The sequence below is a fragment of the Salinisphaera sp. genome (genome assembly GCF_002729955.1).
Lineage (GTDB): Bacteria > Pseudomonadota > Gammaproteobacteria > Nevskiales > Salinisphaeraceae > Salinisphaera.
Window position 1 is genome coordinate 1 of sequence record NZ_PBYA01000022.1, and the last position, 21,628, is coordinate 21,628.

The window sequence follows — 21,628 nt, forward strand, 5'->3', positions numbered from 1 at the left end:
ATAGGTCCGACAGCCCATGTGATAGAGCCGTTCCTCGAGCGCTACCGACAACGTGGATTTGCCCGAGCCGGACAGGCCGGTAAACCAGATCGTAAACCCCCGGTGCTGGTTAAGCAGTTCACGGTGCTTACGGCTGACCGTACCTTCGTGCCAGACGATGTTCGAGCTTTTGCTTTCGGTCATTCGCGTTTCCTTCATCAACACGGCGCAGCCCGCGCCTTTTGCGCCCTCGCTAAACCTGTGCAGTCAGCGCGCGCGCCAACGTCATTAGCGCCTGCGCGGCGCTCGTGCGTAGACAGACACCACAATACTCTGAAATGTCCGTACGCTCAGGATTGATCTCGAGGGTGGCACGGCGCTGCATCATTGCCTGCTGAACCGGCGCCGCGATGTAGGGGAACACTGCACTCGTGCCCACGACCATGACCAGATCGAAGCCTTCGCCCAGCGCCTGCTCGTACTGGCTCACCGCGCGTTCGGGCAGCATTTCGCCAAACAGCACCACGTCGGGCCTGACCACCCCGCCGCAGTCCGGGCAGGCCGGCGGCAGCGTAACCAGTGCGGCATAATCCTCGACCGTTGCCTGCCAGTGGCACTGCGTACATTTGAGCTGGTGAATGGTGCCGTGCATTTCGATCACATCCCGGCTGCCCGCGCTTTTGTGGAAGCCGTCCACGTTTTGCGTGAGCACGCAAAAACGCTCGAACTTCGGCGCCATGGCCGCCAGGGCCCGGTGGCCGTCGTTGGGCAACGCCCCCCGGCAGGCGCGTTCTATCTCGGCAATGTATTTCCACGACACCGACGGGTCGCGCTCGAACATATCGCCCGAAAGCGCCTCTTCAATGGAGATGCCGTCGGCGGTGAGGTCGCGATCGTACAACCCGCCTACCCCGCGATAGGTCGGCAGGCCGGAGTCGGCCGACATGCCGGCGCCGGTGATTACCAGCACCCGTCGGGCATCGGCCAGCATACGGGCCGCCTGTTGCATGTCGTTCGAATCCGCTTCGCTTTGCACGTCGGGCGTCTCCATTGCCGCGGCCGATACCGCTTTTAAGAATATCCGTGGCGCGACATTGTGCCGCAGCGTGGAGATTCGCCCAACGCAACGGCTTCGGCTTTGGGATACCCATAAGCCCGCGACCGCGTGCCGATAACGCTATTTGCGCAAACAGCTAACGCACGCGTGGCACCCACAGGTTCTAGCAGGTTTCTTCGTCGCGCATCCCGTGCGCGTGCTTGCAGGCACCGCACCATTGCCAATAGGGCATCCAGGGGGCATCGTCTCAGCGTACCCAGCCGGCCCGCCTGGCCCGCTCACCTCACTCGTCAGTCTCAAGTCGCCATGCCCGAACTTCGCAACCTCGTCCTCGTGTTGGGCGACCAGCTCGACCTGAATCTTTCCGCCCTGGACGGTTTCGACCCGGAACGCGATGCCATCTGGATGGCAGAGAACGAGACCGAGGCCACCCATGTGTGGTGCCACAAGAAGCGGCTGGCCCTCTTCTTTGCCGCCATGCGCCATTTTCGCGATGCGCTGCGCGATCGTGACTGGCCGGTGCACTATCACGCGCTCGAAGCCGACCGTCGGCACGACAGCGGTGCGGATTTTGCGGCTATCCTGGCTGCCAGCGTGCGCAAGCTCGCCCCGCAGCGACTGGTGATGACCGAGTGCGGCGATCATCGCGTACAGGCAATGCTCGCCCAGTGCGCGAGCGAGCAGGAGCTAAACCTGCAGGTGCGCCCGGATCGGCATTTCTACTGCTCGCTCGAAGACTTCGAGGAATGGGCGGGCTCACGTTCGACGCTGGTACTGGAAGATTTCTATCGCGAGATGCGGCGCTCGGAAGACGTGCTCATGGACGGCGACAAGCCGGCCGGCCGCGCCTGGAATTTCGACAAGAGCAATCGCCAGTCCTTTGGCCGTGGCGGGCCCGGCGAACTCCCGCATGTGCGCGGTTTTCGACCGGATGACACCACCCGGGCGGTGATCGATATGGTCGAGCAGCGCTACGGCGATCACCCCGGGCATACCGACGGTTTTGACCTGCCGGTGACCCACGCCGAGGCGCGTACGGCGCTGCGCGATTTCATCGACAACCGCCTGGCATCCTTCGGCCCCTATCAGGATGCACTCTGGACCGACCTGCGCTTTGGCTATCACTCACGCCTGTCGGCCGCCCTCAACCTGCATCTGATCGGCCCGCGCGAATGCGTGGATGCCGCCGTCGAGGCCTACCGCAACGGCAACGCCCCCATCGAAAGCGTCGAGGGCTTCGTACGCCAGATTCTCGGCTGGCGCGAATTCGTGCGCGGGGTGTACTGGCTGAAAATGCCCGGCTATATCCGGCGCAACGCCCTGCGTGCCCAGCTGCCCGTCCCGCAGAGCTACTGGACCGGCGATACCGATATGGCCTGTGTGGGCGACGCCATGGCCAATGTGCTCGACAACGGTTATGCCCACCATATCCAGCGGTTGATGGTGCTTGGCCTGTTCGCGCTCAACGCCGGCGTGCACCCGCGCGCCTTCCACGACTGGCATATGGCCATGTATCTCGACGCCATCGACTGGGTGAGTCTGCCGAACGCCCTGGGCATGAGCCAGTTCGGCGACGGCGGTGTGCTTGGCACCAAACCGTATTGCGCCTCCGGCAACTACATCAACAAGATGAGCAACTACTGCAAGAACTGCCGTTTCGACTACCGCAAGGCCACCGGCGACGATGCCTGCCCCGTGACCACGCTGTACTGGGATTTTCTCGACCGCAACGTCGAACAGTTCGAGAACAACCAGCGCATGGTGTTCCAGGTAAAGAACCTGGAGAAGAAGCGTAACGACCCCGAATTAATGGACGCCATCCGCGAGCAGGCGAAGGATTTGAAAGCAAGAATCCACAAAGGCGAACGCGTTTGAGCCGACATAAAACGCTGATCGCGCAGACGCGTAGGTTGGGTTAGCGAAGCGTAACCCAACAAAGAACGAAGCTTATCTGCTCAGCCATACCCGCCAGGCGCCAAACGCGCATAGTGCCTGCTTCGTGTTGGCTTACGGCCTGCCGGCCTAAGCCAACCCACGCGGCGCCCGCACCTCTTCGCGACCCGTAGGTTGGGTTAGCGAAGCGTAACCCAACAAAGAACCAAGCCTATCTGCTCAGCCATACCCGCCAGGCGCCAAACGGGCATAGTGCCTGCTTCGTGTTGGCTTACGGCCTATCGGCCTAAGCCAACCTACGCGGCGCCCGCACCTTCCCGCGACCCGTAGGTTGGGTTAGCGAAGCGTAACCCAACAAAGAACGAAGCCTGGCTAACACGAGGCGACCCCGCCAGGCCTTGCGCGGCCACTCTCATTCATGGCCGATGGCCGGCGACACGGCCGGCGGTGTATGCCCCCAGTCCAACGGATAACGCCCTTGTCGCACCGCCCGATGAAAACTCGAATACGGCCATGCGCCGGGCGTATCCACATATCCATGCTTGACCGGGTTGTAATGAATGTAATCCAGATGCTGCGCATAATCGTCGGCATCGCGGATGGTGTGTTCCCAGAAACGCCGTTGCCATAGCGGCTTAGGGTGCCGGCTATGGCGCGCGACATCACCTTTGATCAAACGCCAGCGCAATGAAAAGTCGGCATCGTGCGGCGGGAGCGTCCATACCGTATGCAGGTGATCGGGCAGAATGACGATGGCATCGATTGCGAACGGGTATCGCTTTTTTACGCGTCGCATGGCCTGGCGCAGCACGGCGACGTCGGCGGACTCGGCTAACCATGGCCGGCGTTCCGCCGTCACGACCGTGAAGAAAAAGCAGCCACCCTTTTGATAGTTGCGACGATAGCGCATAGCACTTAGCGCTCGAGGCTCTATGTTCGGTATCGGCGCGCCTATCCGTCGATTGAGCCCATCGACATTTTGCGTTGTTTGCGGGTTGCCACACAGGCGGTGTCGTCGTCCGCCGGGCGGTTGCGGCGCTTGGCGTCTACAGGATTCGTTCGTGTTGGCTTACGGCCTGCCGGCCTAAGCCAACCTACGCGGCTGGCGCGACCCCGTGCCTGCCTCGAATAAGCAAGGTGAACCAATCGGCTAGCTGCCATCGATCGCGCACAGGCGGTCGCGCCGAACCGGCCATTTCGGTCGAACTGGCGTAATCAACCCGGACTGCGGCGCCCTCGCCCGTGTCGGCTTACGGCCTTCGGCCTAAGCCGACCTACGCGGCTTCGCCCAGCGCCGGCGTAGGTTGGATTAGCGAAGCGTAATCCAACAAGAACGAAGCCTCCCTCGGCGTGCAACTACGCCTGGCGTTGGTTGGAATTCGCCAGGCTTGAGCGGCCCCGCGGTGTATTTTGACGACGGCATGGGCTGAGCATTCCCGGCGCATCGTTTGCGCAGCCACTGCCGTACCATGCGGCTTGCATACTGGCGGTCCGGCCGCTATCCCAACCGAGCAGGATTTATGAAAGAACGGGTCATCGTATGGTTTCGGCGTGATCTGCGCCTTGCGGACAATCCCGCGTTGCGCGCCGCGCTGGACGGCGATTTCGATGCGATCGTCCCCGTGTTCATTCATGCGCCGCAGGAGCTCGGGGCCTGGGCGCCGGGCGGTGCGCAGCGCGTATGGCTGCATGACTCACTGTCGGCGTTCTCCGATGCGCTTGAGGCGCTGGGTTCGCGGCTGATTATCCGCGAAGGCGATACCACCGACGTGCTCGATGAGCTGATCGAGGAAAGCGGCGCAACCGCCGTCTACTGGAACCGGCTGTACGACCCGCTCACCATCGAGCGCGACAAGAAGGTCAAGCAGCACCTGGAAGACAACGATATCCAGACGGCAAGCTTCAAGGCACACCTGCTGCACGAGCCGTGGAGCGTGGAAACCAAGCAAGGCGGTCCCTACAAGGTATTCACGCCATTCTGGAAAGCGGTCAAGAATCGCCCGGTCGATACACCGCTGGCCGCGCCCACGTCGATGCCCGATGTATGGTCGCGCATCGGCTCGGAGTCGCTGGCGTCGCTTGAACTGCGTCCGAAAATCGGGTGGGACCGCGGCATCCGCGACATCTGGTCGCCCGGCGAGGACGGCGCCCACGAACGACTCGAGACATTCCTCGAAGACGTATTGCCGGAATACGACGAAACGCGCGATGAGCCGGCGCGCTACGGCACCTCCTATCTTTCACCGCACTTGCACTGGGGCGAGATCGGGCCGCGCCAGATCGTGCATCGGGTGGAAGAATGGCTGGACGACCACCGCGAAACCAAAACGCTGCGTACCCACGCCGACAGCTTTCTAAGCGAAATCGGCTGGCGCGAGTTTTCGCATCATGTGCTTTATCACTTCCCGCAGACGCCCGAAGAGCCCCTCGACCCGCGCTTCAAGGATTTCCCCTGGTCGGGCGATGAGGAGGGGCTGACATGCTGGCAGCAGGGCCGCACCGGCATTCCCATGGTCGATGCCGGCATGCGCGAGCTTTGGGAGACCGGCTATATGCACAACCGCCTGCGCATGACGGTGGCATCGTTTCTGACCAAGAACCTGCGCGTGAAATGGCAGCATGGCGAGCGCTGGTTCTGGGATACGCTGGTGGACGCCGACCTGGCGAACAACACCCTCGGCTGGCAGTGGGCCGCCGGCTGCGGCGCCGATGCCGCGCCCTTCTTCCGGATCTTCAACCCGGCCCGTCAGGGCGAGCGTTTCGATGCCCAGGGCGACTATGTGCGCCGCTGGGTGCCGGAACTCGCCAACCTCGAAAACCGCCATATCCACGAGCCGTGGAAAGCGCCTGCGAAAGCGCTCAAAGCCGCGAATATCACGCTGGGCCGCGATTATCCCGAGCCCATTGTGGACCTGAAGGCATCGCGCAGGGAGGCGCTGGCCGCCTTCGACGAAATCAAGAACGACGACTGACCAGGCCGACATGACGCGCCCGTCACCTGACTGGCCGACCAAAAAAAAAGGCTCCCTAAGGAGCCTTTAGTCGTCATTCCCGCACATTGTGGTTTTTGGTTATCCGTTGACCGGATATCGGCGGGAAAACTGATTTTTAATTGTCGTCGGGTCGGGTGACCGTGGTTCTGCCTCCGAAAGCGCCTGCCGCCTATTATTCTGGGGTGGACTCGCTGGTCCAGACGTGCAATTCGTTTCCTTGGCGACTTTTGTACACCGATATGATTACCGCGTCAACTAATGACGTACGCGTCATATCCGGTTCGTCGGTCGGTGCCCTATATCTTGAGCAGCGTTTCCCGGTAGTAGGCCAGCTCTGCGAGCGAGTCGCGAATATCGTCCATGGCGAGATGCGACGACTGCTTCTTGAAGCCTTTCGCGGCTTCCGGCGCCCAGCGCTTGGCCAGCTCCTTGAGCGTACTCACATCAATATGCCGATAGTGGAAAAAGGCTTCGAGCTCGGGCATGTAGCGGGCCAGAAACCGACGGTCCTGGCAGATGCTATTACCGCACATGGGCGATGCGCCCTGCGGAACATACTCGGCAAGAAATTCGATGGTTTCGCGCTGCGCCTCGGCTTCGTCCACGTCGCTGGCCCGCACCCGCGCCACCAGGCCGGACTGATTGTGCTGGCGCGTGTTCCATGCATCCATGCCCTCCAACAGCGCCTCGTCCTGGCGGATCGCGCGCACCGGCCCTTCCGCGAGGACGTTCAGGTCCTTGTCGGTTACCAGCGTGGCGATTTCTATGATCCGATCTGTCTCCGGGTCGAGGCCGGTCATCTCCAGATCGATCCAGATGAGGTTTTCTTCGGCTTGGTTCATGGGGCGTGGTTACGAACAAAACGCCATTGTGCGATGCGCTGCGGGCAAGCGCAAAAGCGTTGCCGGTCGTTCGCAGACTGTTAACCTGCAACCACCCTCTTTCGACCTACGAGTACGCCATGTCCGATTTGAGCCAACGCCATTGCCAGGCCTGCGACAGCAGCACGCCCGCGCTCTCGGCCAACGAGATCGACTCGGCGCTGTCCCAGCTGGCCGGGCGATGGACGCAGGTAGAGAACACCCGCATTCGCGCCGACTTCAAGTTCAAGAACTACGGCAAGACGCAGGCCTTCGTGAATGCCGTGGCCTATATCGCACATCGGGAAATGCACCATCCCGAGATCACCTTCGGCTACAACCAGTGCCGGGTCGAACTCACCACCCATGCCATCGACGGCTTGTCCGAGAACGATTTCATTTTTGCCGCCAAGGTGGATCGGCTGGTGGATGACTGACTTTGGCCGTTGTACGGCGCTTGTAATGGCCTGCGTCGACCGGCTTCAGCCGGGGCTTCGAGGCATCAAGAACACGGCGCCAGAAGATGGGACATCGCAGCGAAATTTAGCGGCGGGCTTCGTTCTTGTTGGATTACGCTTCGCTAATCCAACCTACGCCCGATCGGGGCCGCGTAGGTTGGCTTAGGCCGAAGGCCTTAAGCCAACGTGGACAAGCCTCAAGGCCAATTTGAAGTACGGCGGCCTGATTGGCTCTGGGGTGCGTTCTTTGTTGGATTACGCTTCGCTAATCCAACCTACGCCCGATCGAGGCTGCGTAGGTTGACTTAGGCCGAAGGCCGTAAGCCAACCTGGAACGGCCTCTCTTGCCGGCGCGGCGCGTGGGCCGGATCAGACCCGCAGGCTTCGTTCTTTGTTGGATTACGCTTTGCTAATCCAACCTACGTGCCGACTGCAGGTGGCGCAACTAGAACGCTCGGCGCCCGCTGAAGGCCTGGCTCAGGGTGCCGGCATCCACATATTCGAGCTCGCCGCCGATGGGCACGCCGTGGGCGATACGCGACACGCCGGCGTTGTTCTGGCGGGCCAGGTCGGCTACGTATTGCGCGGTGGCTTCACCTTCGACGGTGGCGCCCGTGGCCAGAATGACTTCCTCGACGCTGCCGTCGGCCAGACGCTGGCGCAGGATATCCAGGCCAAGCTCGTTCGGGCCGATGCCGTCGATCGGCGACAGCCGCCCCAGCAGCACGAAGTAGCGGCCGCCGAAGTCGGTGTTCTGTTCAATGGCCATGACGTCGGCCGGACTTTCCACCACGCATACCAGCGACGGGTCGCGGCGCTCGTTGGAACAGATATCGCAGATCTCGTGTTCGGTGAACATGCGACAGGACTTGCAGTGCTGCACGTTCTCGACCGCCTGCTCGATCGTACGCGCCAGATGCGCGGCGCCCTCGCGTTCGCGCTGAAGCATGTGGAACGCCATGCGCTGAGCGCTTTTCGCGCCCACGCCGGGCAGTATGCGCAGCGCGTCGATCAGGCTCGTCAAGGCCGGGGAAAACGCCATGCCCTAGCTGCCTGCCATCCGGGCCACGCTCACAATCAGAACGGCAGGTTCATGCCGGGCGGCAGATCCAGACCGCCCGTCATTTCCGACATCTTTTCCTTGCTGGCCGCGCTTACGCGCTGGACGGCATCGTTGATGGCGGCTGCGATAAGGTCTTCGGCGAACTCGCGGTCTTCGTCGAATACGCTCGGATCGATGACCACGTTCTTGACCTCGTGCTTGCCGTTCATCACGACCTTGACGAGGCCGGCGCCGGATTCGCCGGTGATTTCCATCTTGGCAAGCTCGGCCTGGGCTTCCTGCATCTTGCCCTGCATGGCCTGCGCCTGCTGCATGATCTTGCCTAGTTGACCTTTCATAGTTCGTCTCGGTTGGGCATCGCCTTGCTCTGGCGATGTGGCTTGATGGTTTCTGCGCGCAGTTGCGCGCCGAGGCGCTGGCGCAGCTTTTGTACGAAGGGATCGTTTTCGATCGAGGCCACGGCGGCCTGCTGGCGCGCCTGGGCGTCTTCCTCGATCCGCTGAGCGGGCGTATCGCGGGCCTCGTCGACGAATTCGATCGTCAGGCGCGGCGCTTCGCTGGGCGACCACTCTGCAGCGAGCGCCTGTTGCAGCGCGTCCTTGTTATTGGGCGTTGCGAGAAATTCGTTGGCCCGCGCCAGCGCCAGCACGATCTGGTTTTCGTCCAGGCGCCGACAGATACCGTTGTGGGCTAGCTGGGCGGCGAAACCGCCCAGTTTCAACCGCTCCACCAGCGTATGCCACTCGTCCGGGCCCATGTTCGCGGCCGGCTCAGTCGGCTCGGGAGTGGACGCTGGCTGCGCCGGCGTCGGCGCGGCGGCGTCTTCGGCGGGCGCCTCGGCCTGTGGGGCCGCGCTGGGCCGTTCGTCTACGTTCGGTGCTGGCTCGAGTACGGCATTTTCGTCGGCATCGGCGAATGACGATGGCTGCTCGGCCGCTTCTTGCTTGGCCGCTGTTTGCTCTGACGGCGCAGCTGCTGGCGAAGAAGCCGGACGGCTGTCGACACCCTCGGACGGCGCCTGCTCAGCAGCCGGCTTGGACGGCGCTTGCGGCGGGGGCGCTGCGGTATTCCTGCTCGCCCTGGACGGCTGATCGGTATCGGGCTTGGCGGTGCCGTTGAGCTGCGCGCGTACCTGGGCGATACCGCTGGCCGGCGCTGACGCCTTGGCTGTCGCGGGCGCGGACGGCGCAGACGGCGGATCCTGCGCCGAATCGTTATTTGCCTGGGGCGGCGGCGTGCCGCCCACCTCGGCCTCGGCGGGCGCAAAGGCCAGCATGCGCAGCACGCTCATCTTCACGCCAACCAGCGGATCCGGCGCGTGGGCCAGATCGCGAATGCCGGCCAGCGCGATGTCGTAGAACAGGTGCACGCTCGCCCGGTCGGCCCGCTCGGCGACCGGCGCCCAGATTTCGCTGCCGTCGTCGGTGGCCTCGCCCACCACGTGAATGGTGGCGATCTGCTGCCAGGCCGTGGCCAGCGCTTCCAGCAGATAGCGCATGTCTATGCCCTGGGCATAAAGCGCGGCCAGCGCATCGAGCGCGGCCGGCGCGCGCGCATCGACAATGGCTTCCACGAGTTCCACCACCCGGCCCTGGCCGATGGTGCCCAGCATGTCGCGTACCGGTTCGGCCTCGAGCCGGCCGCCGCTGAAGGCAATCGCCTGGTCGAGCAGCGACAGCCCGTCACGCATGCTGCCATCGGCCGCGCGCGCAACTTCCACCAGTGCCTGCTCTTCGGCGTCGATGGACTCGGCGTCGACGATATGACGCAGCTGCGCGGCGATCTCTGTAACCGGCAATCGCTTGAGCGGAAACTGCAGGCAGCGCGACAGGATCGTGACCGGAATCTTCTCCGGTTCGGTGGTCGCCAGCAGGAACTGCACCCGCGGCGGCGGCTCTTCGAGCGTCTTGAGCAGCGCGTTGAAGGAATGCTTGGAGAGCATGTGCACCTCGTCGATGAGGTACACCTTGGTCCGCCCCCGCGTGGGCGCGTACTGGACGTTGTCCATGAGTTCGCGCGTGTCATCGACGCCGGTACGCGACGCCGCGTCGACTTCGATGAGGTCGACGAAGCGGCCCTCGTCGATCTCGCGACAGGTGGCACAGGCATCGTCGCCACGACAGGGATGCGCGGTGGTGCCGTGCTCGCAGTTCAGGCATTTCGCGATGATACGTGCGAGCGTCGTCTTGCCCACGCCGCGGGTGCCGGAAAACAGCAGCGCATGGTGCAGCTTGTCGTGTTCGAGCGCATGGGTGAGCGCGCGCACCACGTGCGTCTGGCCAACGAGTTCGTCGAAACGTCGCGGCCGCCAGGTTCGGGCAAGCGCCTGAAAACTCATGCGCTAGAGGTGCCCGTTTTACACAGATGCGAAAGATGGTGGGTCATGATTCGCTCGGATACGCAGCGCCGCCGGACAGCGCACGATGATGGCTCATAAGCTCGACTATCGCGGCGAACGCGGCCGGTTTCAAGCGTAAGAGGTGGCGGCCCGCGCCAGCGACACCCCGGCGCCCGAGTCTGCCGCTGCCGCTGCTCCCTTCCGGGCCTGACGGGGTTCACGGCATGTCGTCGCGGGGGCACCGACGCGGGCCACCATGGAAAGCGAAAGAACGTTGCGCAGCGCGGTCGCTGCCTGTCCTGTGGGCGCAGACGATACACAAAAACACACACTTGGGCCAGCCGAAATCGACCGACCCCGGGTCATATACCCCGTGCTGCTAAACCGGGTTTTCGTCAGCGGGCGCCATCAGGCGGCGAAAGGCATCGGCAGGCAGCGGTCGACTGAGCAGAAAGCCCTGCACCTCGTCACAACCCACGCGCTGGAGATAACGCAGCTGGGATTCCGTCTCCACGCCCTCGGCCACGACCCTGAGCCCCAGCTCATGCGACAGGCGAATGATCCAGTCGACGATTTCCGCCCGGGATTCACTGAACGCAGGCAGATCGGCAATGAAGCCGCGGTCGATCTTGATCTGCTGGATCGGCAGCTGCTTGAGATAGAACAGGCTGGAATAGCCGGTACCGAAATCGTCGAGTGCGACATCGATGCCCATATGCTTGAACATGCCCATGGCGCTGCGCGCCTGCACGATTTCGCGCACCGCCAGCGACTCGGTGATCTCGAAGCTGATACAGGACGGGTTCAACCGGTACTTGTCGAGACAGGCCCGGACATGATCCGACAAGGCTTCGTCGCGAAGACGTACCGCCGACAGGTTCACCGATATGGGCGGCACGCACAGCCCGGCATCCAGCCATTGGCGAATCTGGCGGCCCACCAGATCGAGCACGCGCACCTCCAGCTCGGTGATCAGTCCGCAGCGCTCGGCGATACCGATGAAGCGCTCCGGCGAGATGAAGCCACGCACCGCGTGCGGCCAGCGCACCAGGGCCTCGGCCCCCATGAGAGTGCGCTCCCCGGCATGAAATCTTGGCTGAAAATAAACCGCTAGACCGTCGCCGCGAATGGCTTCGCGCAGTTCGCCCTGCAGGGCGAAATCGTCCGACATGCGCGCGCCCATGTCTTCGCGATAGCGCTGTACCCGGTTCTTGCCCGCGAGCTTGGCACGATACATCGCCATATCGGCCGCGGCGATCAGTATCTCGGTATCGGCGCCATCGTTCGGGCACAGCGCGTAGCCGATACTGGCCGCCAGCTCAATACCCTGATATTCGACAGCCGTGATGGCACTCAGGATGCGTTCGCAGACAGCGCGCGCCGTCTGGCTCTCGTCCACCGCATCCATGAGGACCACGAATTCGTCGCCGCCGATACGCGCGACCATATCCTGCCTATCCAGAGATTGGATGAGCAGCTCAGCGATCGTATTGAGCAGCGAATCGCCGGCCCGATGGCCCAGATGGTCGTTGATCGCCTTGAAGCCGTCGATATCGATATAGGCAACAGCGAACCCGTCCCCCTGGGTTTTCCAGCTCTCCAGGCGTTTATCGATGCGCTCGTTCAACAACGACCGGTTGGGCAGCCCGGTCAGCGCATCGTGGCGGCTGCGATGCAGCAGTTCAGCGTTGGCCTTACTCAAGGAGGCGACCAGATTCGCGGTTTCCGATTCCACCCGGCGGTCCTGTATCGACACCACCAGCGCGATGCCCAGAAACACCAGCGTCGAAGCACCCACCAGCGTTGCCAGCAGCATGGAGTCGAGTGCCGCGTTGCCTGCGAAGGCACTACCCGCGGCGAACCGGGAGGCAGCCATGCCCACGTAGTGAACGGTCGAGATGCTCACCGCGAGCATCAGCGCGGCGACGATCTTGCGCAAAAAGCCGCCGCGCCCACGGGGCTCGCGCACGAACGACGCACTGTAAATCGCGATGACCGAGGCGCCGAACGATACCGCCACCGAGGCCAGCACGAGCACCGCGTCGTACTCGATCCCCGGCTCCACGTGCATTGCGTGCATGCCCGTGTAGTGCATGCTGGTGATACCCAGCGTGAGTGTGACGCCACCCGCGAGCCCGCGGCGCAGCGGCTGCCCCAGGCGTGTTGAAGCGTTCAGAGCGACCGCACTCGCCACGACTGCAATCACCCAGGCGGAGACGATAGTGCGCAGATCGTAGGTGAGATCGACCGGCAACTCGAAGGCGATCATCGCCACGAAGTGGGTCGCCCACACCCCCGTCCCCAAGGCGAGCGCCCCGGCCAGCAACCAGCCATAGGCACGCCAGCTCTGGCGCGTACCCACGCGGCTGACCACATCGAAGGCGGTATACGAGGCAAGCGTTGCCACGAGGACCGACAACACGACGAGCCGCGCATCGTAGCCTCCCGACATATAAACGCTTTGCAACGCGTTGCCCCCCAAAATAAGTCCCCTTGTCGGCGCCTGCCGGATCGGCGTCGCCGCGATGACAACTATCGTGTTTGCCACGCAGCGCGTGCGTTGCGCGCCGTTACGTGGGTGATTTTAAAGCTGCAGCTTACACCGTACTGCACGGTGTTTATCACAAACTCGTTTTAGAGGGCTATATAAGTCCCTTCGACCACGGCCATTTTTTGTAAAGCACTACGCGCATTTGCGCTGCGCCACGGACAATGTTCTATTGGCAGACCTATGCCTCAGCGACCCCAGGACATCATGAAGAGTGTATATCTCGGAATCGGGCTGGTTCTTGCCCTGACCCTTACGCCGGCCTCGGCGGATACGGAATGCCGTAAATCGGCGGAAGGCGACGTAAGCTGTCAGCGCGTACCGGAAGACAGCACGCTCGATTCGAAAACCACGGATCAGGAAGTCGATCATCCGTCGGTGCAAGGCGAGCCGGAACCCACTGAGCACGAACAAGAGAAAACGCAGGGCGGGAACGTCGGCGACAAGTCGACCCAAAGCAAGGATCCAGGCATCACCTACTGATGCACAGCAGCGGGCGCGGCCTGCGGCGCTGCGCCCGTATTATCGCCTGCGATTTGCCGTAATGGCGGAGAGGGAGGGATTCGAACCCTCGGTACGGGGTTACCGCACACACGCTTTCCAGGCGTGCTCCTTCGACCGCTCGGACACCTCTCCGTTACGGGCTGCGCATTGTATCGTAAAAACAGCCCTTACGGGCTGTCGGAGAGGGAGGGATTGTTGAAGCTCGCTGTTTGCGATCTTCAATCCTGGCGGACTCACATGCTTCGCATGTTCGCGTCAGCTGCGGTGCAGCTGGTCGAACCCTCGGTATGGGCCTCGATTATTGAAGGCGCACACACGCTTTCCAAGCGTGCTCCTTCGACCGCTCGGACACCTCTCCGTTACGGCTGCGCATTGTATCGTAAAAAGAGCCCTTACGGGTGTCGGAGCGGGAGGGATTGTTCGCGATCTTCAATCCTGGCGGACTCACATGCGAAGCATGTTCGCGTGGGCTGCGACGCAGCGGGTCGAACCCTCGGCACGGGCCTCGATTATTGAAGGCGCACACACGCTTTCCAGGCGTGCTCCTTCGACCGCTCGGACACCTCTTCCGTTACGATTGCGCATTGTGTCGTAAACAAGGCGTACGGTGTGGCGCTAGGCATCGAACGGGCCCCAACCTTGGCCACCGGCCTCTGGCCATTCGCGGCGGTTATCGGACTCAATGGCCGCGTTCGGCCTTCAAGCACCCGCGCGATGCAGGTCGGCGTGGCCGGAGGCACGCAGGCGCGCATCCGACAATTCGGGGTGCATGGTCGGGACATGCGATGAATTGGGTCTCGCAGGCTGCGGTCGTAGTTGGATTACGCTTCGCTAATCCAACCTACGCTGGCTACACGCTGGCTGCGTGTGAACAGCCAGTCGGGGAAACCGGGTTTTAGCTGCTCATCGCCGGACGTGTGGCCAGGCAGCGGGCGGCCGGGTCTTCGGCATCGCGATCGGCGGGCACTTCGTCGAAATAACCCACCGGCCCGGCGGCCACATCGGGAATGCGCATGCTCGGGTCGGGCCGCGGGGCGTCCAGGCCGGGCGGGCTTGTCAGCGGCGGAAAGGATTGCGCGCTCATATAGGGCTGCGTCTTCAGGCAAGCGGGCGTCGAACTGCAGGCCGCGAGGCCCAGCAGGCCCGTCGCGAATACGGGAAGAAGCAATTTTTTCACGGATACTCCACTAAATCGGCCGCTGGGCATACGCGGTTTCACGCCGCCCGCTGGGCGCATCCTATCACTGCCCTCGCCTTTGAGCATGTGTACGTAGCCTGACTTCGCCATCAGCGTTTGACGTCTTCGTAGTTTTCCCAGTAATCGTCAATCGCGCGCATGTCGGTCAGCCCGTAAAGCGAATAGCGGCGTGCCAGCTGCGCGCCGCCGTCGCGTGTGAGCGGCTGCCAACCCACCGCGGCATAGCCGCGCGACGACTTGTTGAAGAACAGGTCGAGCGGCATGCTCAGGTAGATGCCCTTGTCGAAGCCGCCTTCGCCGTAGTCGTCGCCGGCGTCGGTGAAGGTGGCGAAGGCGCCCAGCCGCACGCCCGATTCAAACTCACGCGAAAAGTCGATCGTGGTACCGATGTCCTCGGCCAGATAACGGCCGACGCTGACTTTGGCAAGCACGTCCTTGAAGCCGGTATCGATATAGGCGGTTGCGTTGCCGACCCAGGTTTCATAGTCGCGCAAACCGAACTGCGTATCGAAGTCGCGCTGGCGGACCCAGTTGGCATCGAAACCGAGGGCGACACGGCTGTTGAACGGCCGATACATGATCTCGCCGCCCGCACCCGCGTACATTTGCTCCAGATAGCCCGCATAGGCCATGCCGAACCAGTTGTCGGCAAGGCGCGCGGTGCGCGTGTACTGGAGGTTGTAGATGCCCAGCTCGGTTTCGTCGAGGTACTGGGCAATAAAGGTGCGTACACGCGGCAGATCGGAGTCGGCGATATAGTCGAACTGATCGAAGTTATCGAGCAGCGTGTAGCCCAGCGTACCGGAGAACCAGCCGTGGTCGTCGGTCTTGAGCTGGGTATCCAGCTTGGCGAGCACCTGGTAGAGATAGCCGTCCGGACCGCCATAGTTCTGGCGGAAACCGGGCGAGAAGCGCCAGCTGAACACCTTGCCGAAATCGTCGTACAGCGGCTGCTCGGTTTCGCGTTGGGCGCGCTTGCTCGAAGATGCCACCGAAGCGACGCCGTAACGGTAGTCCTGATCGCTGAACACGCTGCCGGGGTTAACGATGAAAGGATCGGCCGGCAACGGCTCACGCGGCAGTACGTCTTCGCGCGAGACAATGCCCCGTTCGACCCAGCGATAACGAAACTGCTCGATATCGGCATCGGCAAAATTGTGCAGGATTCGATTGGCGCGCAGCTCGGCTTCGGCCGTATTGCGGTACCGGTTGGGCGAACCTTCCACCACCAGCGATTTGCCGTCGCGCGAAATACGACGGGTGGCGATACCGGCGTTGGCGGATAGCTGCTTGGCGGCTTCGTCCCAGCCCTGGCCCTGTTCGCGCGCGGCGCCGGGCTTGCCTACGGCGACCGGCGGCGGGTCGCTCTTGGGCTGCATGATCGTGGCCAGGTTGACGCTCAGCGTTGCCCCAAGCATCGCCGTATTGCCGCGCTCCCAGGCCGCCGAAAGCGTCAGATTATCGTTGACCTGCAGGCGGGCGCCGACGTTAATCGGCGAATCCTGCTCCTGCGGGTTGTTGAGCGGCTCGCTTTCGTAGTCGTTGCCCTCGTATTCGATCTGCAACGTCAACGGCTCAAACGGGGTGTGGTACTGGATCCCCCCGAACACGCTCGTGCGCCCGGAAAACAGCTGTTTCAGATTGAAGTCGCCGCCCTGGCCCGTGTCCTCGTCGATACGCTCCTTGTAGCGTTCCGAAAAAACGCCGATGGGGTTACCCAGATCGCCACGCGAGCCCAGATAGCCCCATCCCAGGCCCAGACTGAAATCGAAGTCGTACCAACGCTTGTTGGCTACGAGGTATTCGCTACTGAACAGGCCCGTGCCGCCGAAATCCCGAAAGCCCAGTGATACTTCCGGCGTATAGGTGCGCTCGTCGAGCAGCGAGAATTTCACGTCGACGCCCTTGTCGAGGTAATCCCGATCGCCCGCGATGGAACGCCCGTACAAGCGGTTGCCGATCTGCGTATAGCGAAACCCTGCCTCCATCCATTCGAACGGCTGGAAGCTGAAGCCGTAATGGGTATAGGGGTCGACTTCACTGTAGGTGAACGAAAACGTACCCACCGGGGCCATACGGGCAGTCGGCGTCTCGAGCAGACCGACACCGCCGTAATCGGCCTGGAATACCGGGGATACGTCGCTGTCGGGCACGTCCGTTTCTTCGGCACATACGTGCGTGGCCGGCAGGCAAACCAGCAGCGAGCCACAAAGCGCGCAGAAACGCTGGCGTATGCGGCGGACTTTCGGCGAATCCCCGCTCATTGCGTGCTCCCGGTATGCGCAAGCCTCATTTCGGTACAGTTTTCGCCCGACGGCGCATGCGCCAGTATTTCCGCGATGGTATTACGAATCCAGGGAAAGGCCTCGCCGCCCAGCGGCAGTGGCAGCACCACGCGCGCGCCCGGCAACAGGGCCGTGTCGCTGTAGTTGAACGCCGCCTGGCCGTAGCGGCGAATCTCGCCGTTGGGTGCGACTACACTCACCACCTTGATTCCGCGAACGTTCATGGCATCGCTCTTTGCAAGTCCCGACAGCGTCAGCCCCGTACGCCAGGGCGTACGCTGCACGCCGTCGGCCGACCAGACTTCCACCCAGTCCGGCACCTCGCACGTCCCGATGGCCGCGACCTCGGCTATGGGCGGGTTGCGCAGCGGGTTCGCCATGAGCCATGCCGGGCCCCAGTCGCCGGGTTCTCTGAACACGCTGACCTGCGAAAGCCGCGACTTCCATTGATCGAGCGCGTCCACGAGCTTCGCGTAGCCGCTGCCCTCCAGCCGCCAACGTAGGTCATCGAGCTCACGAAAGAGCTCGTCGCGCTTGACGCGCATGCGATCAGCCGTTGGCGTGGCGCGTAGATAACTGTAAGGCGCGCTGCTTTGTGCCAGCGATGGGAACGCCAGCCATGCCTGAAGCACGGTGGTGAATCCGGCGGAGGGCGTGGCATCGGGCACCTGCGGCGCACCAGTGGGCGCCACCTCGCTTTGCTGGCCATGGCAAGCAAAGCTTAGACAGAGTGCAATAACGCTACAGGTATAGACCCAACGCAGGCGCCGATGGTGCCCAGCGCTCTTGACGCGGCTTTGCATGCCCTGCTTCTCCCCAAATCACGCGAGTGCTCGCGCCAAGTATTCGCGTTACCACCACGGGCGCGCGACGTTCCAGGTTATTCTAACCCCGCCGGGCCAGGCCGCCACATCGCCCGCCCAGATACGATGCGTTTCAGGACGCCGCCAGACCACCGACCGCGTCTTCGCGCCATTTGCCCAGGCCACCGTTTCTACACAGCGGGTCAGATCGAGGCTGGTGAGCGGCAGTTCCCTATGTTCGGTTTGCGCAGCGCAGGTAAAACTCGCCTGGCCGGCGGCCGCGTGTTCACGGCCCTGCGAATCCCGCCAACCCCGTTCCACCGAATAAGCGACCACAGTCGTTCCATCCGCGGGCGCCGTTTCCCAGGGTGCCTGCTGCGGATCGGATGCGCTCCCCATGCGACTGTAAAGCAGGTCTTTATCCAACCCCTGGGTCGACTCCGGATAGCCGTCGCGCAGTACGACGGTCTCGCGCGTACTCGATTGCCAGAACGTCAACTCATCCGTGGTCTCAGCAAGGATGAGCAGCCCGCCACGCCCGTCGACGGATAAATCCACCGACGCATAGGGGATGGCGTTCGCCTGCTTACCGACATCGCCCCCGCCACCCGGCAGGATGGAGGCAAAGGTCGATACGAACGGGCTCCCGCCGCGCCGCGCGTCGGCGCAACCGGCCAGCAACGCCACGCCCGGTATAACGAGCACACATAGAAAGGCCGCCCGAAGGCGGCCTTCAATGAAAAGCCCTTTGAGGCGTTTCATGCGCGCGTACTACGGGGTGGTGCCGGTGGTCCCCGTCGCCGGCGCGTTGATCACTTCATCATCGTCGCTGCTGTTCGACACGGCGATCACACCGCCGATCAGAGCGGCCGTGGTGACACCCGCGAGGATGGCACCGCCGGTGACAGCAGCGCCGCCAGCGCCCGCAGCGCCACCCGCAGCCACGCCGCCCGTACCCGCACTACCACTGGCACTGGCCGAGCCCGACGCATTCTGTGCGAAGGCCATCGGCGAAGCAACGAACATGGCAATGGCGGTTGCCGCAAGAATATTTTTCATCACATCACTCCCGTGAACGGCTGAATTTGTAGCCTTAGGCGCGAATCTACCGGCTCACCGGCAAATCCGCAAGCAAAACTCGACGAACGGCGCCTTAGTTCGTACCGGTGGTACCGGTGGTACCGGTCGACACCGTGTCGTCGTCGCTGCTGCCGCCACTATTGGACAGCGCCAGCGCACCACCGACCACGGCGGCCGCACCCACGCCGGCCAGCACGGCCGAACTGGTCACGGCGGCACCGGAGCCTGCAGCACCGCCGCCAGCGACGCCGCCCTGAGTCGTCGTGCTGCTGGTGGCAGCGCCGGACCCATTGGACGAGCCCTGGCCGGATGCCCCCTGGACAGACGACTGAGCCCAGACCGCACCCGGCGCGGAGAAGGCAATCAAAGCGGTGGCAATCAGAAACTTACGCATAGCGTGCTGCATGAGCCCCGGTGGCTCGTTGGATATGATGCTTTTACCTTAGGACAAAACCGGCCGAATCACAACGGCCTGCCCCCGCATCAAGCCGTTTCGGGCAGCAACCCCATGGATTTCAACGCATCCAGCACCGGCTGATGAAAATGGTCCGCCAGCGGGGTCATGGGCAGGCGAATACCCGGGCCGATATAACCCATCTGGTACAGCGCCCACTTGACGGCGATGGGGTTGGGTTCCAGAAACAGCGCGCTGTGCAGTGGCTGCAGCTTGGCATCCAGCATTTCCGCTTTCTGGCGATCGCCGGCGATGGCCGCTTCGCACATTTCGTGCATCAGCCGCGGCGCGACGTTCGCGGTGACCGAGATATCGCCCTTGCCGCCCACCAGCATGGATTCCATGGCCGTGCCATCGTCGCCGGTGAAGATGTCGATGCCGTCGCCGACCTCTTCTATGAGTGCATGAATACGCTCGATCGAACCCTTGGCTTCCTTGAGCGCCACGATGTTGTCGATATGCGCCAGCCGGGCGACCGTTTCCGGCAGCATGTCGACGCCGGTACGACTCGGCACGTTGTAGAGCACCTGCGGAATATCCACGGCCATCGCGATGGCGTGGAAGTGGCGATAAAGGCCTTCCTGGGTGGGCTTGTTGTAGTAGGGGCAGACCAGCAGACAGGCATCGGCGCCGGCACGCTTGGCATGCCGCGTCAGGCGGATCGCTTCGTCAGTGGCGTTGCCGCCGGTGCCGGCGATGACGGGTACCCGCTTGTCGACCAGTTCGACCGTACGCTCGATGACCTCATCGTGCTCGGAAAACCCGAGCGTGGCGGACTCGCCGGTGGTGCCGACCGCGACGATGCCGTCGGTGCCTTCCGCGATATGCCAGTCGATGAGTTTTTCGAAGCTGTCCCAGTCGACACTGCCGTCGGCATGCATGGGCGTGATGATCGCCACCATGCTGCCACCCAGTTGTGCGTTTGCCTGCGCCACTGTTCTCTCCTACAGCGATTGGGCGCGCATTGTAACCACGTGAACAGATAACGTGTAGTGCTACCATAGCCGGCTTTTACAATCGCTCATTCGCTCCAGGACAACGCCAGGCCCATGCCGGAAATCAAGAAATATCTATCGATCGTGGCGCTGGGTGGCAATCGCGACAAGCTCGCCCGCGATCTCGTCGGTGCCATCGCCCGGCGCGGCTGCGAGATCAGCGAGTGCCGAATCACCCCGCTGGGCGACCAGTTTTCGGCCTCCATGCTGCTACGTGGCAACTGGAGCGCGATGGGCAAGATGGAAAGTGCGTTGCCCGGGCTCGCCGAGCATCTGGGCCTGGCGGTCCAGTTCGAGCATGCCCGGCCGGCGCAGGCACAGCCCGATTTTCGCCCCTATGCGGCCGAAGTGGTGGCGCCGCAGCAGCCGGGACTGCTGGGCGAACTGCTCGACTTCTTCACCGACCAGGGCACCCAGGTAATCGAGATCAGTGCCCAGTCTTATGAATCCGGCCTGACCGGCGCATTGATGTGCACCATGCACCTGGCCGTGAACGTGCCGACGTTGCATCACCCGCAAACCCTGCGTGACGCCTTCATGGACGTTTGTGACGACCTGCATGCCGATGGCCTGCTCGACCCGATCAAGACCTGACCTTCCGTCATCTTGCATTCCATGCAGCATTAACTGGAGTTCATCGCGACCATGACCCTGCAACCCAAGGAACGTGCCCCCGCTTTCTCGGCCCCGGCCACGGGTGACAAGAAGCTGGCGCTGTCCGACTTTGCCGGCCGTACCCTGGTGCTCTATTTCTACCCGCGCGACAACACGCCCGGCTGCACCCAGGAAGGTGAAGCGTTTCGCGACCTGTATGACGAGTTCAAGGCCGCGGGCGCCGAGATCGTGGGCGTATCCCGCGATTCGCTGCGCAAGCACGAGAACTTCCGTGCCAAGTACGACTTCCCCTTCGACCTGATCAGCGATGCCGACGAGAAGGTCTGCAACGCGTTCGGCGTGCTCAAGGAGAAGAATATGTACGGCCGTACGCATATCGGCATCGAGCGCAGCACGTTCGTTATCGATGGCGACGGCGTGGTGCGCGAGGTATGGCGCGGCGTCAAGGTGGCCGACCACGCCCAGGAAGTGCTCGACTGCGTACGCGCACTCGACTGACCCATCG

General features: G+C 62.8%; 21 protein-coding genes, 2 tRNA genes and 1 other RNA gene. 6 read left to right on the top strand and 18 right to left on the bottom strand.

Translation table 11 applies throughout. From position 1 onward, the window contains the following. Together CMN27_RS05805 and CMN27_RS05810 are read right to left on the bottom strand one after the other, a co-directional pair. Positions 1-183: adenylyl-sulfate kinase (locus tag CMN27_RS05805; protein WP_293624796.1), on the bottom strand; the 183-nt coding region annotated here is incomplete at its 3' end. A gap of 49 nt (positions 184-232) precedes the next feature. Then, positions 233-1,030, bottom strand: coding sequence for an NAD-dependent deacylase (locus CMN27_RS05810; protein ID WP_293624798.1), 798 nt, complete (start codon positions 1,028-1,030; stop codon positions 233-235). Positions 1,031-1,342: 312 nt separating this feature from the next. Between CMN27_RS05810 and CMN27_RS05815 the strand changes: the two genes are divergently transcribed. Next, complete coding sequence (locus CMN27_RS05815; protein ID WP_293624800.1) at positions 1,343-2,911, top strand: cryptochrome/photolyase family protein; 1,569 nt, start codon at positions 1,343-1,345, stop codon at positions 2,909-2,911. A gap of 430 nt (positions 2,912-3,341) precedes the next feature. Here CMN27_RS05815 and CMN27_RS05820 read toward each other — a convergent pair whose 3' ends face one another. After that, positions 3,342-3,839, bottom strand: coding sequence for a transposase (locus CMN27_RS05820; RefSeq protein ID WP_293624802.1), 498 nt, complete (start codon positions 3,837-3,839; stop codon positions 3,342-3,344). 610 nt (positions 3,840-4,449) lie between these two features. Here CMN27_RS05820 and CMN27_RS05825 point away from each other — a divergent pair. Beyond that, the gene (locus CMN27_RS05825; protein WP_293624803.1) at positions 4,450-5,901 is read left to right on the top strand and encodes a deoxyribodipyrimidine photo-lyase; all 1,452 of its coding nucleotides are present in this window, start codon (positions 4,450-4,452) and stop codon (positions 5,899-5,901) included. A 317-nt stretch (positions 5,902-6,218) separates the two neighbouring features. On the opposite strand, the gene orn is transcribed toward CMN27_RS05825, so the two are convergent. Beyond that, on the bottom strand, positions 6,219-6,764 hold the full coding sequence (gene orn / locus CMN27_RS05830) for an oligoribonuclease (RefSeq protein ID WP_293624804.1): 546 nt from the start codon (positions 6,762-6,764) through the stop codon (positions 6,219-6,221). Between the two features lie 119 nt (positions 6,765-6,883). Here orn and CMN27_RS05835 point away from each other — a divergent pair, with 119 nt between their 5' ends. Beyond that, entirely contained in the window at positions 6,884-7,219 is a 336-nt protein-coding gene (locus CMN27_RS05835; protein WP_293624805.1) for a 4a-hydroxytetrahydrobiopterin dehydratase, read from the top strand. 466 nt (positions 7,220-7,685) lie between these two features. On the opposite strand, the gene recR is transcribed toward CMN27_RS05835, so the two are convergent. From recR to CMN27_RS05860, 5 genes are all read right to left on the bottom strand, one after another. Next, positions 7,686-8,282 carry a recombination mediator RecR gene (gene recR / locus CMN27_RS05840; protein ID WP_293624806.1) on the bottom strand — a complete coding sequence of 199 codons (597 nt, stop codon included), beginning with the start codon at positions 8,280-8,282 and terminating at the stop codon, positions 7,686-7,688. Positions 8,283-8,317: 35 nt separating this feature from the next. Next, positions 8,318-8,641, bottom strand: coding sequence for a YbaB/EbfC family nucleoid-associated protein (locus tag CMN27_RS05845; RefSeq protein ID WP_293624807.1), 324 nt, complete (start codon positions 8,639-8,641; stop codon positions 8,318-8,320). After that, positions 8,638-10,641, bottom strand: coding sequence for a DNA polymerase III subunit gamma/tau (dnaX, locus tag CMN27_RS05850; protein WP_293624808.1), 2,004 nt, complete (start codon positions 10,639-10,641; stop codon positions 8,638-8,640). The genes CMN27_RS05845 and dnaX overlap by 4 nt, the downstream gene beginning before the upstream one ends. 150 nt (positions 10,642-10,791) lie before the next feature. Further along, positions 10,792-10,888: signal recognition particle sRNA small type (ffs, locus tag CMN27_RS05855), an RNA gene on the bottom strand. A 132-nt stretch (positions 10,889-11,020) separates the two neighbouring features. Next, on the bottom strand, positions 11,021-13,093 hold the full coding sequence (locus CMN27_RS05860) for an EAL domain-containing protein (protein ID WP_293624809.1): 2,073 nt from the start codon (positions 13,091-13,093) through the stop codon (positions 11,021-11,023). 303 nt (positions 13,094-13,396) lie between these two features. Between CMN27_RS05860 and CMN27_RS05865 the strand changes: the two genes are divergently transcribed. Next, on the top strand, positions 13,397-13,672 hold the full coding sequence (locus CMN27_RS05865; RefSeq protein WP_293624810.1) for a hypothetical protein: 276 nt from the start codon (positions 13,397-13,399) through the stop codon (positions 13,670-13,672). A 62-nt stretch (positions 13,673-13,734) separates the two neighbouring features. On the opposite strand, the gene CMN27_RS05870 is transcribed toward CMN27_RS05865, so the two are convergent. From CMN27_RS05870 to dapA, 9 genes are all read right to left on the bottom strand, one after another. After that, positions 13,735-13,825, bottom strand: a tRNA-Ser gene (locus tag CMN27_RS05870). 46 nt (positions 13,826-13,871) lie between these two features. Further along, positions 13,872-14,051 (bottom strand) — tRNA-Ser (locus tag CMN27_RS05875). Positions 14,052-14,588: 537 nt separating this feature from the next. Continuing rightward, positions 14,589-14,870: a hypothetical protein gene (locus tag CMN27_RS05880; RefSeq protein WP_293624811.1), complete on the bottom strand. Its 282-nt coding sequence runs from the start codon at positions 14,868-14,870 to the stop codon at positions 14,589-14,591. A gap of 110 nt (positions 14,871-14,980) precedes the next feature. Beyond that, on the bottom strand, positions 14,981-17,155 hold the full coding sequence (locus tag CMN27_RS05885) for a YjbH domain-containing protein (protein WP_293624812.1): 2,175 nt from the start codon (positions 17,153-17,155) through the stop codon (positions 14,981-14,983). Then, on the bottom strand, positions 17,152-17,979 hold the full coding sequence (locus CMN27_RS05890) for a hypothetical protein (protein WP_293624813.1): 828 nt from the start codon (positions 17,977-17,979) through the stop codon (positions 17,152-17,154). The genes CMN27_RS05885 and CMN27_RS05890 overlap by 4 nt, the downstream gene beginning before the upstream one ends. Before the next feature lie 48 nt (positions 17,980-18,027). Continuing rightward, positions 18,028-18,666 (bottom strand): YjbF family lipoprotein, encoded by a 639-nt coding sequence (locus tag CMN27_RS05895; protein ID WP_293624815.1) that lies wholly within the window; start codon positions 18,664-18,666, stop codon positions 18,028-18,030. A gap of 84 nt (positions 18,667-18,750) precedes the next feature. Further along, positions 18,751-19,038: a hypothetical protein gene (locus CMN27_RS05900; RefSeq protein ID WP_293624816.1), complete on the bottom strand. Its 288-nt coding sequence runs from the start codon at positions 19,036-19,038 to the stop codon at positions 18,751-18,753. 94 nt (positions 19,039-19,132) lie between these two features. Further along, the gene (locus tag CMN27_RS05905; protein ID WP_293624817.1) at positions 19,133-19,453 is read right to left on the bottom strand and encodes a hypothetical protein; all 321 of its coding nucleotides are present in this window, start codon (positions 19,451-19,453) and stop codon (positions 19,133-19,135) included. 89 nt (positions 19,454-19,542) lie between these two features. Continuing rightward, positions 19,543-20,415, bottom strand: coding sequence for a 4-hydroxy-tetrahydrodipicolinate synthase (gene dapA / locus CMN27_RS05910; RefSeq protein WP_366515409.1), 873 nt, complete (start codon positions 20,413-20,415; stop codon positions 19,543-19,545). A gap of 147 nt (positions 20,416-20,562) precedes the next feature. Here dapA and CMN27_RS05915 point away from each other — a divergent pair, with 147 nt between their 5' ends. Continuing rightward, positions 20,563-21,102: an ACT domain-containing protein gene (locus CMN27_RS05915; RefSeq protein ID WP_293624819.1), complete on the top strand. Its 540-nt coding sequence runs from the start codon at positions 20,563-20,565 to the stop codon at positions 21,100-21,102. Positions 21,103-21,153: 51 nt separating this feature from the next. Beyond that, positions 21,154-21,621, top strand: a complete 468-nt coding sequence (locus tag CMN27_RS05920; protein WP_293624820.1) for a peroxiredoxin — start codon at positions 21,154-21,156, stop codon at positions 21,619-21,621. Positions 21,622-21,628 lie beyond the last annotated feature (7 nt).

Bases quoted from the DNA above. Each gene is read 5' to 3' on its own strand.
- dnaX (WP_293624808.1), bottom strand. From the start codon at position 10,641: ATGAGTTTTCAGGCGCTTGCCCGAACCTGGCGGCCGCGACGTTTCGAC.
- CMN27_RS05835 (WP_293624805.1), top strand. From the start codon at position 6,884: ATGTCCGATTTGAGCCAACGCCATTGCCAGGCCTGCGACAGCAGCACG.
- dapA (WP_366515409.1), bottom strand. From the start codon at position 20,415: ATGGTGGCGATCATCACGCCCATGCATGCCGACGGCAGTGTCGACTGG.
- CMN27_RS05810 (WP_293624798.1), bottom strand. From the start codon at position 1,030: ATGGAGACGCCCGACGTGCAAAGCGAAGCGGATTCGAACGACATGCAA.
- CMN27_RS05860 (WP_293624809.1), bottom strand. From the start codon at position 13,093: ATGTCGGGAGGCTACGATGCGCGGCTCGTCGTGTTGTCGGTCCTCGTG.
- CMN27_RS05815 (WP_293624800.1), top strand. From the start codon at position 1,343: ATGCCCGAACTTCGCAACCTCGTCCTCGTGTTGGGCGACCAGCTCGAC.
- CMN27_RS05885 (WP_293624812.1), bottom strand. From the start codon at position 17,155: ATGAGCGGGGATTCGCCGAAAGTCCGCCGCATACGCCAGCGTTTCTGC.
- CMN27_RS05865 (WP_293624810.1), top strand. From the start codon at position 13,397: ATGAAGAGTGTATATCTCGGAATCGGGCTGGTTCTTGCCCTGACCCTT.
- orn (WP_293624804.1), bottom strand. From the start codon at position 6,764: ATGAACCAAGCCGAAGAAAACCTCATCTGGATCGATCTGGAGATGACC.
- CMN27_RS05845 (WP_293624807.1), bottom strand. From the start codon at position 8,641: ATGAAAGGTCAACTAGGCAAGATCATGCAGCAGGCGCAGGCCATGCAG.
- CMN27_RS05905 (WP_293624817.1), bottom strand. From the start codon at position 19,453: ATGCGTAAGTTTCTGATTGCCACCGCTTTGATTGCCTTCTCCGCGCCG.
- recR (WP_293624806.1), bottom strand. From the start codon at position 8,282: ATGGCGTTTTCCCCGGCCTTGACGAGCCTGATCGACGCGCTGCGCATA.
- CMN27_RS05920 (WP_293624820.1), top strand. From the start codon at position 21,154: ATGACCCTGCAACCCAAGGAACGTGCCCCCGCTTTCTCGGCCCCGGCC.
- CMN27_RS05900 (WP_293624816.1), bottom strand. From the start codon at position 19,038: ATGAAAAATATTCTTGCGGCAACCGCCATTGCCATGTTCGTTGCTTCG.
- CMN27_RS05820 (WP_293624802.1), bottom strand. From the start codon at position 3,839: ATGCGCTATCGTCGCAACTATCAAAAGGGTGGCTGCTTTTTCTTCACG.
- CMN27_RS05915 (WP_293624819.1), top strand. From the start codon at position 20,563: ATGCCGGAAATCAAGAAATATCTATCGATCGTGGCGCTGGGTGGCAAT.
- CMN27_RS05825 (WP_293624803.1), top strand. From the start codon at position 4,450: ATGAAAGAACGGGTCATCGTATGGTTTCGGCGTGATCTGCGCCTTGCG.
- CMN27_RS05890 (WP_293624813.1), bottom strand. From the start codon at position 17,979: ATGCAAAGCCGCGTCAAGAGCGCTGGGCACCATCGGCGCCTGCGTTGG.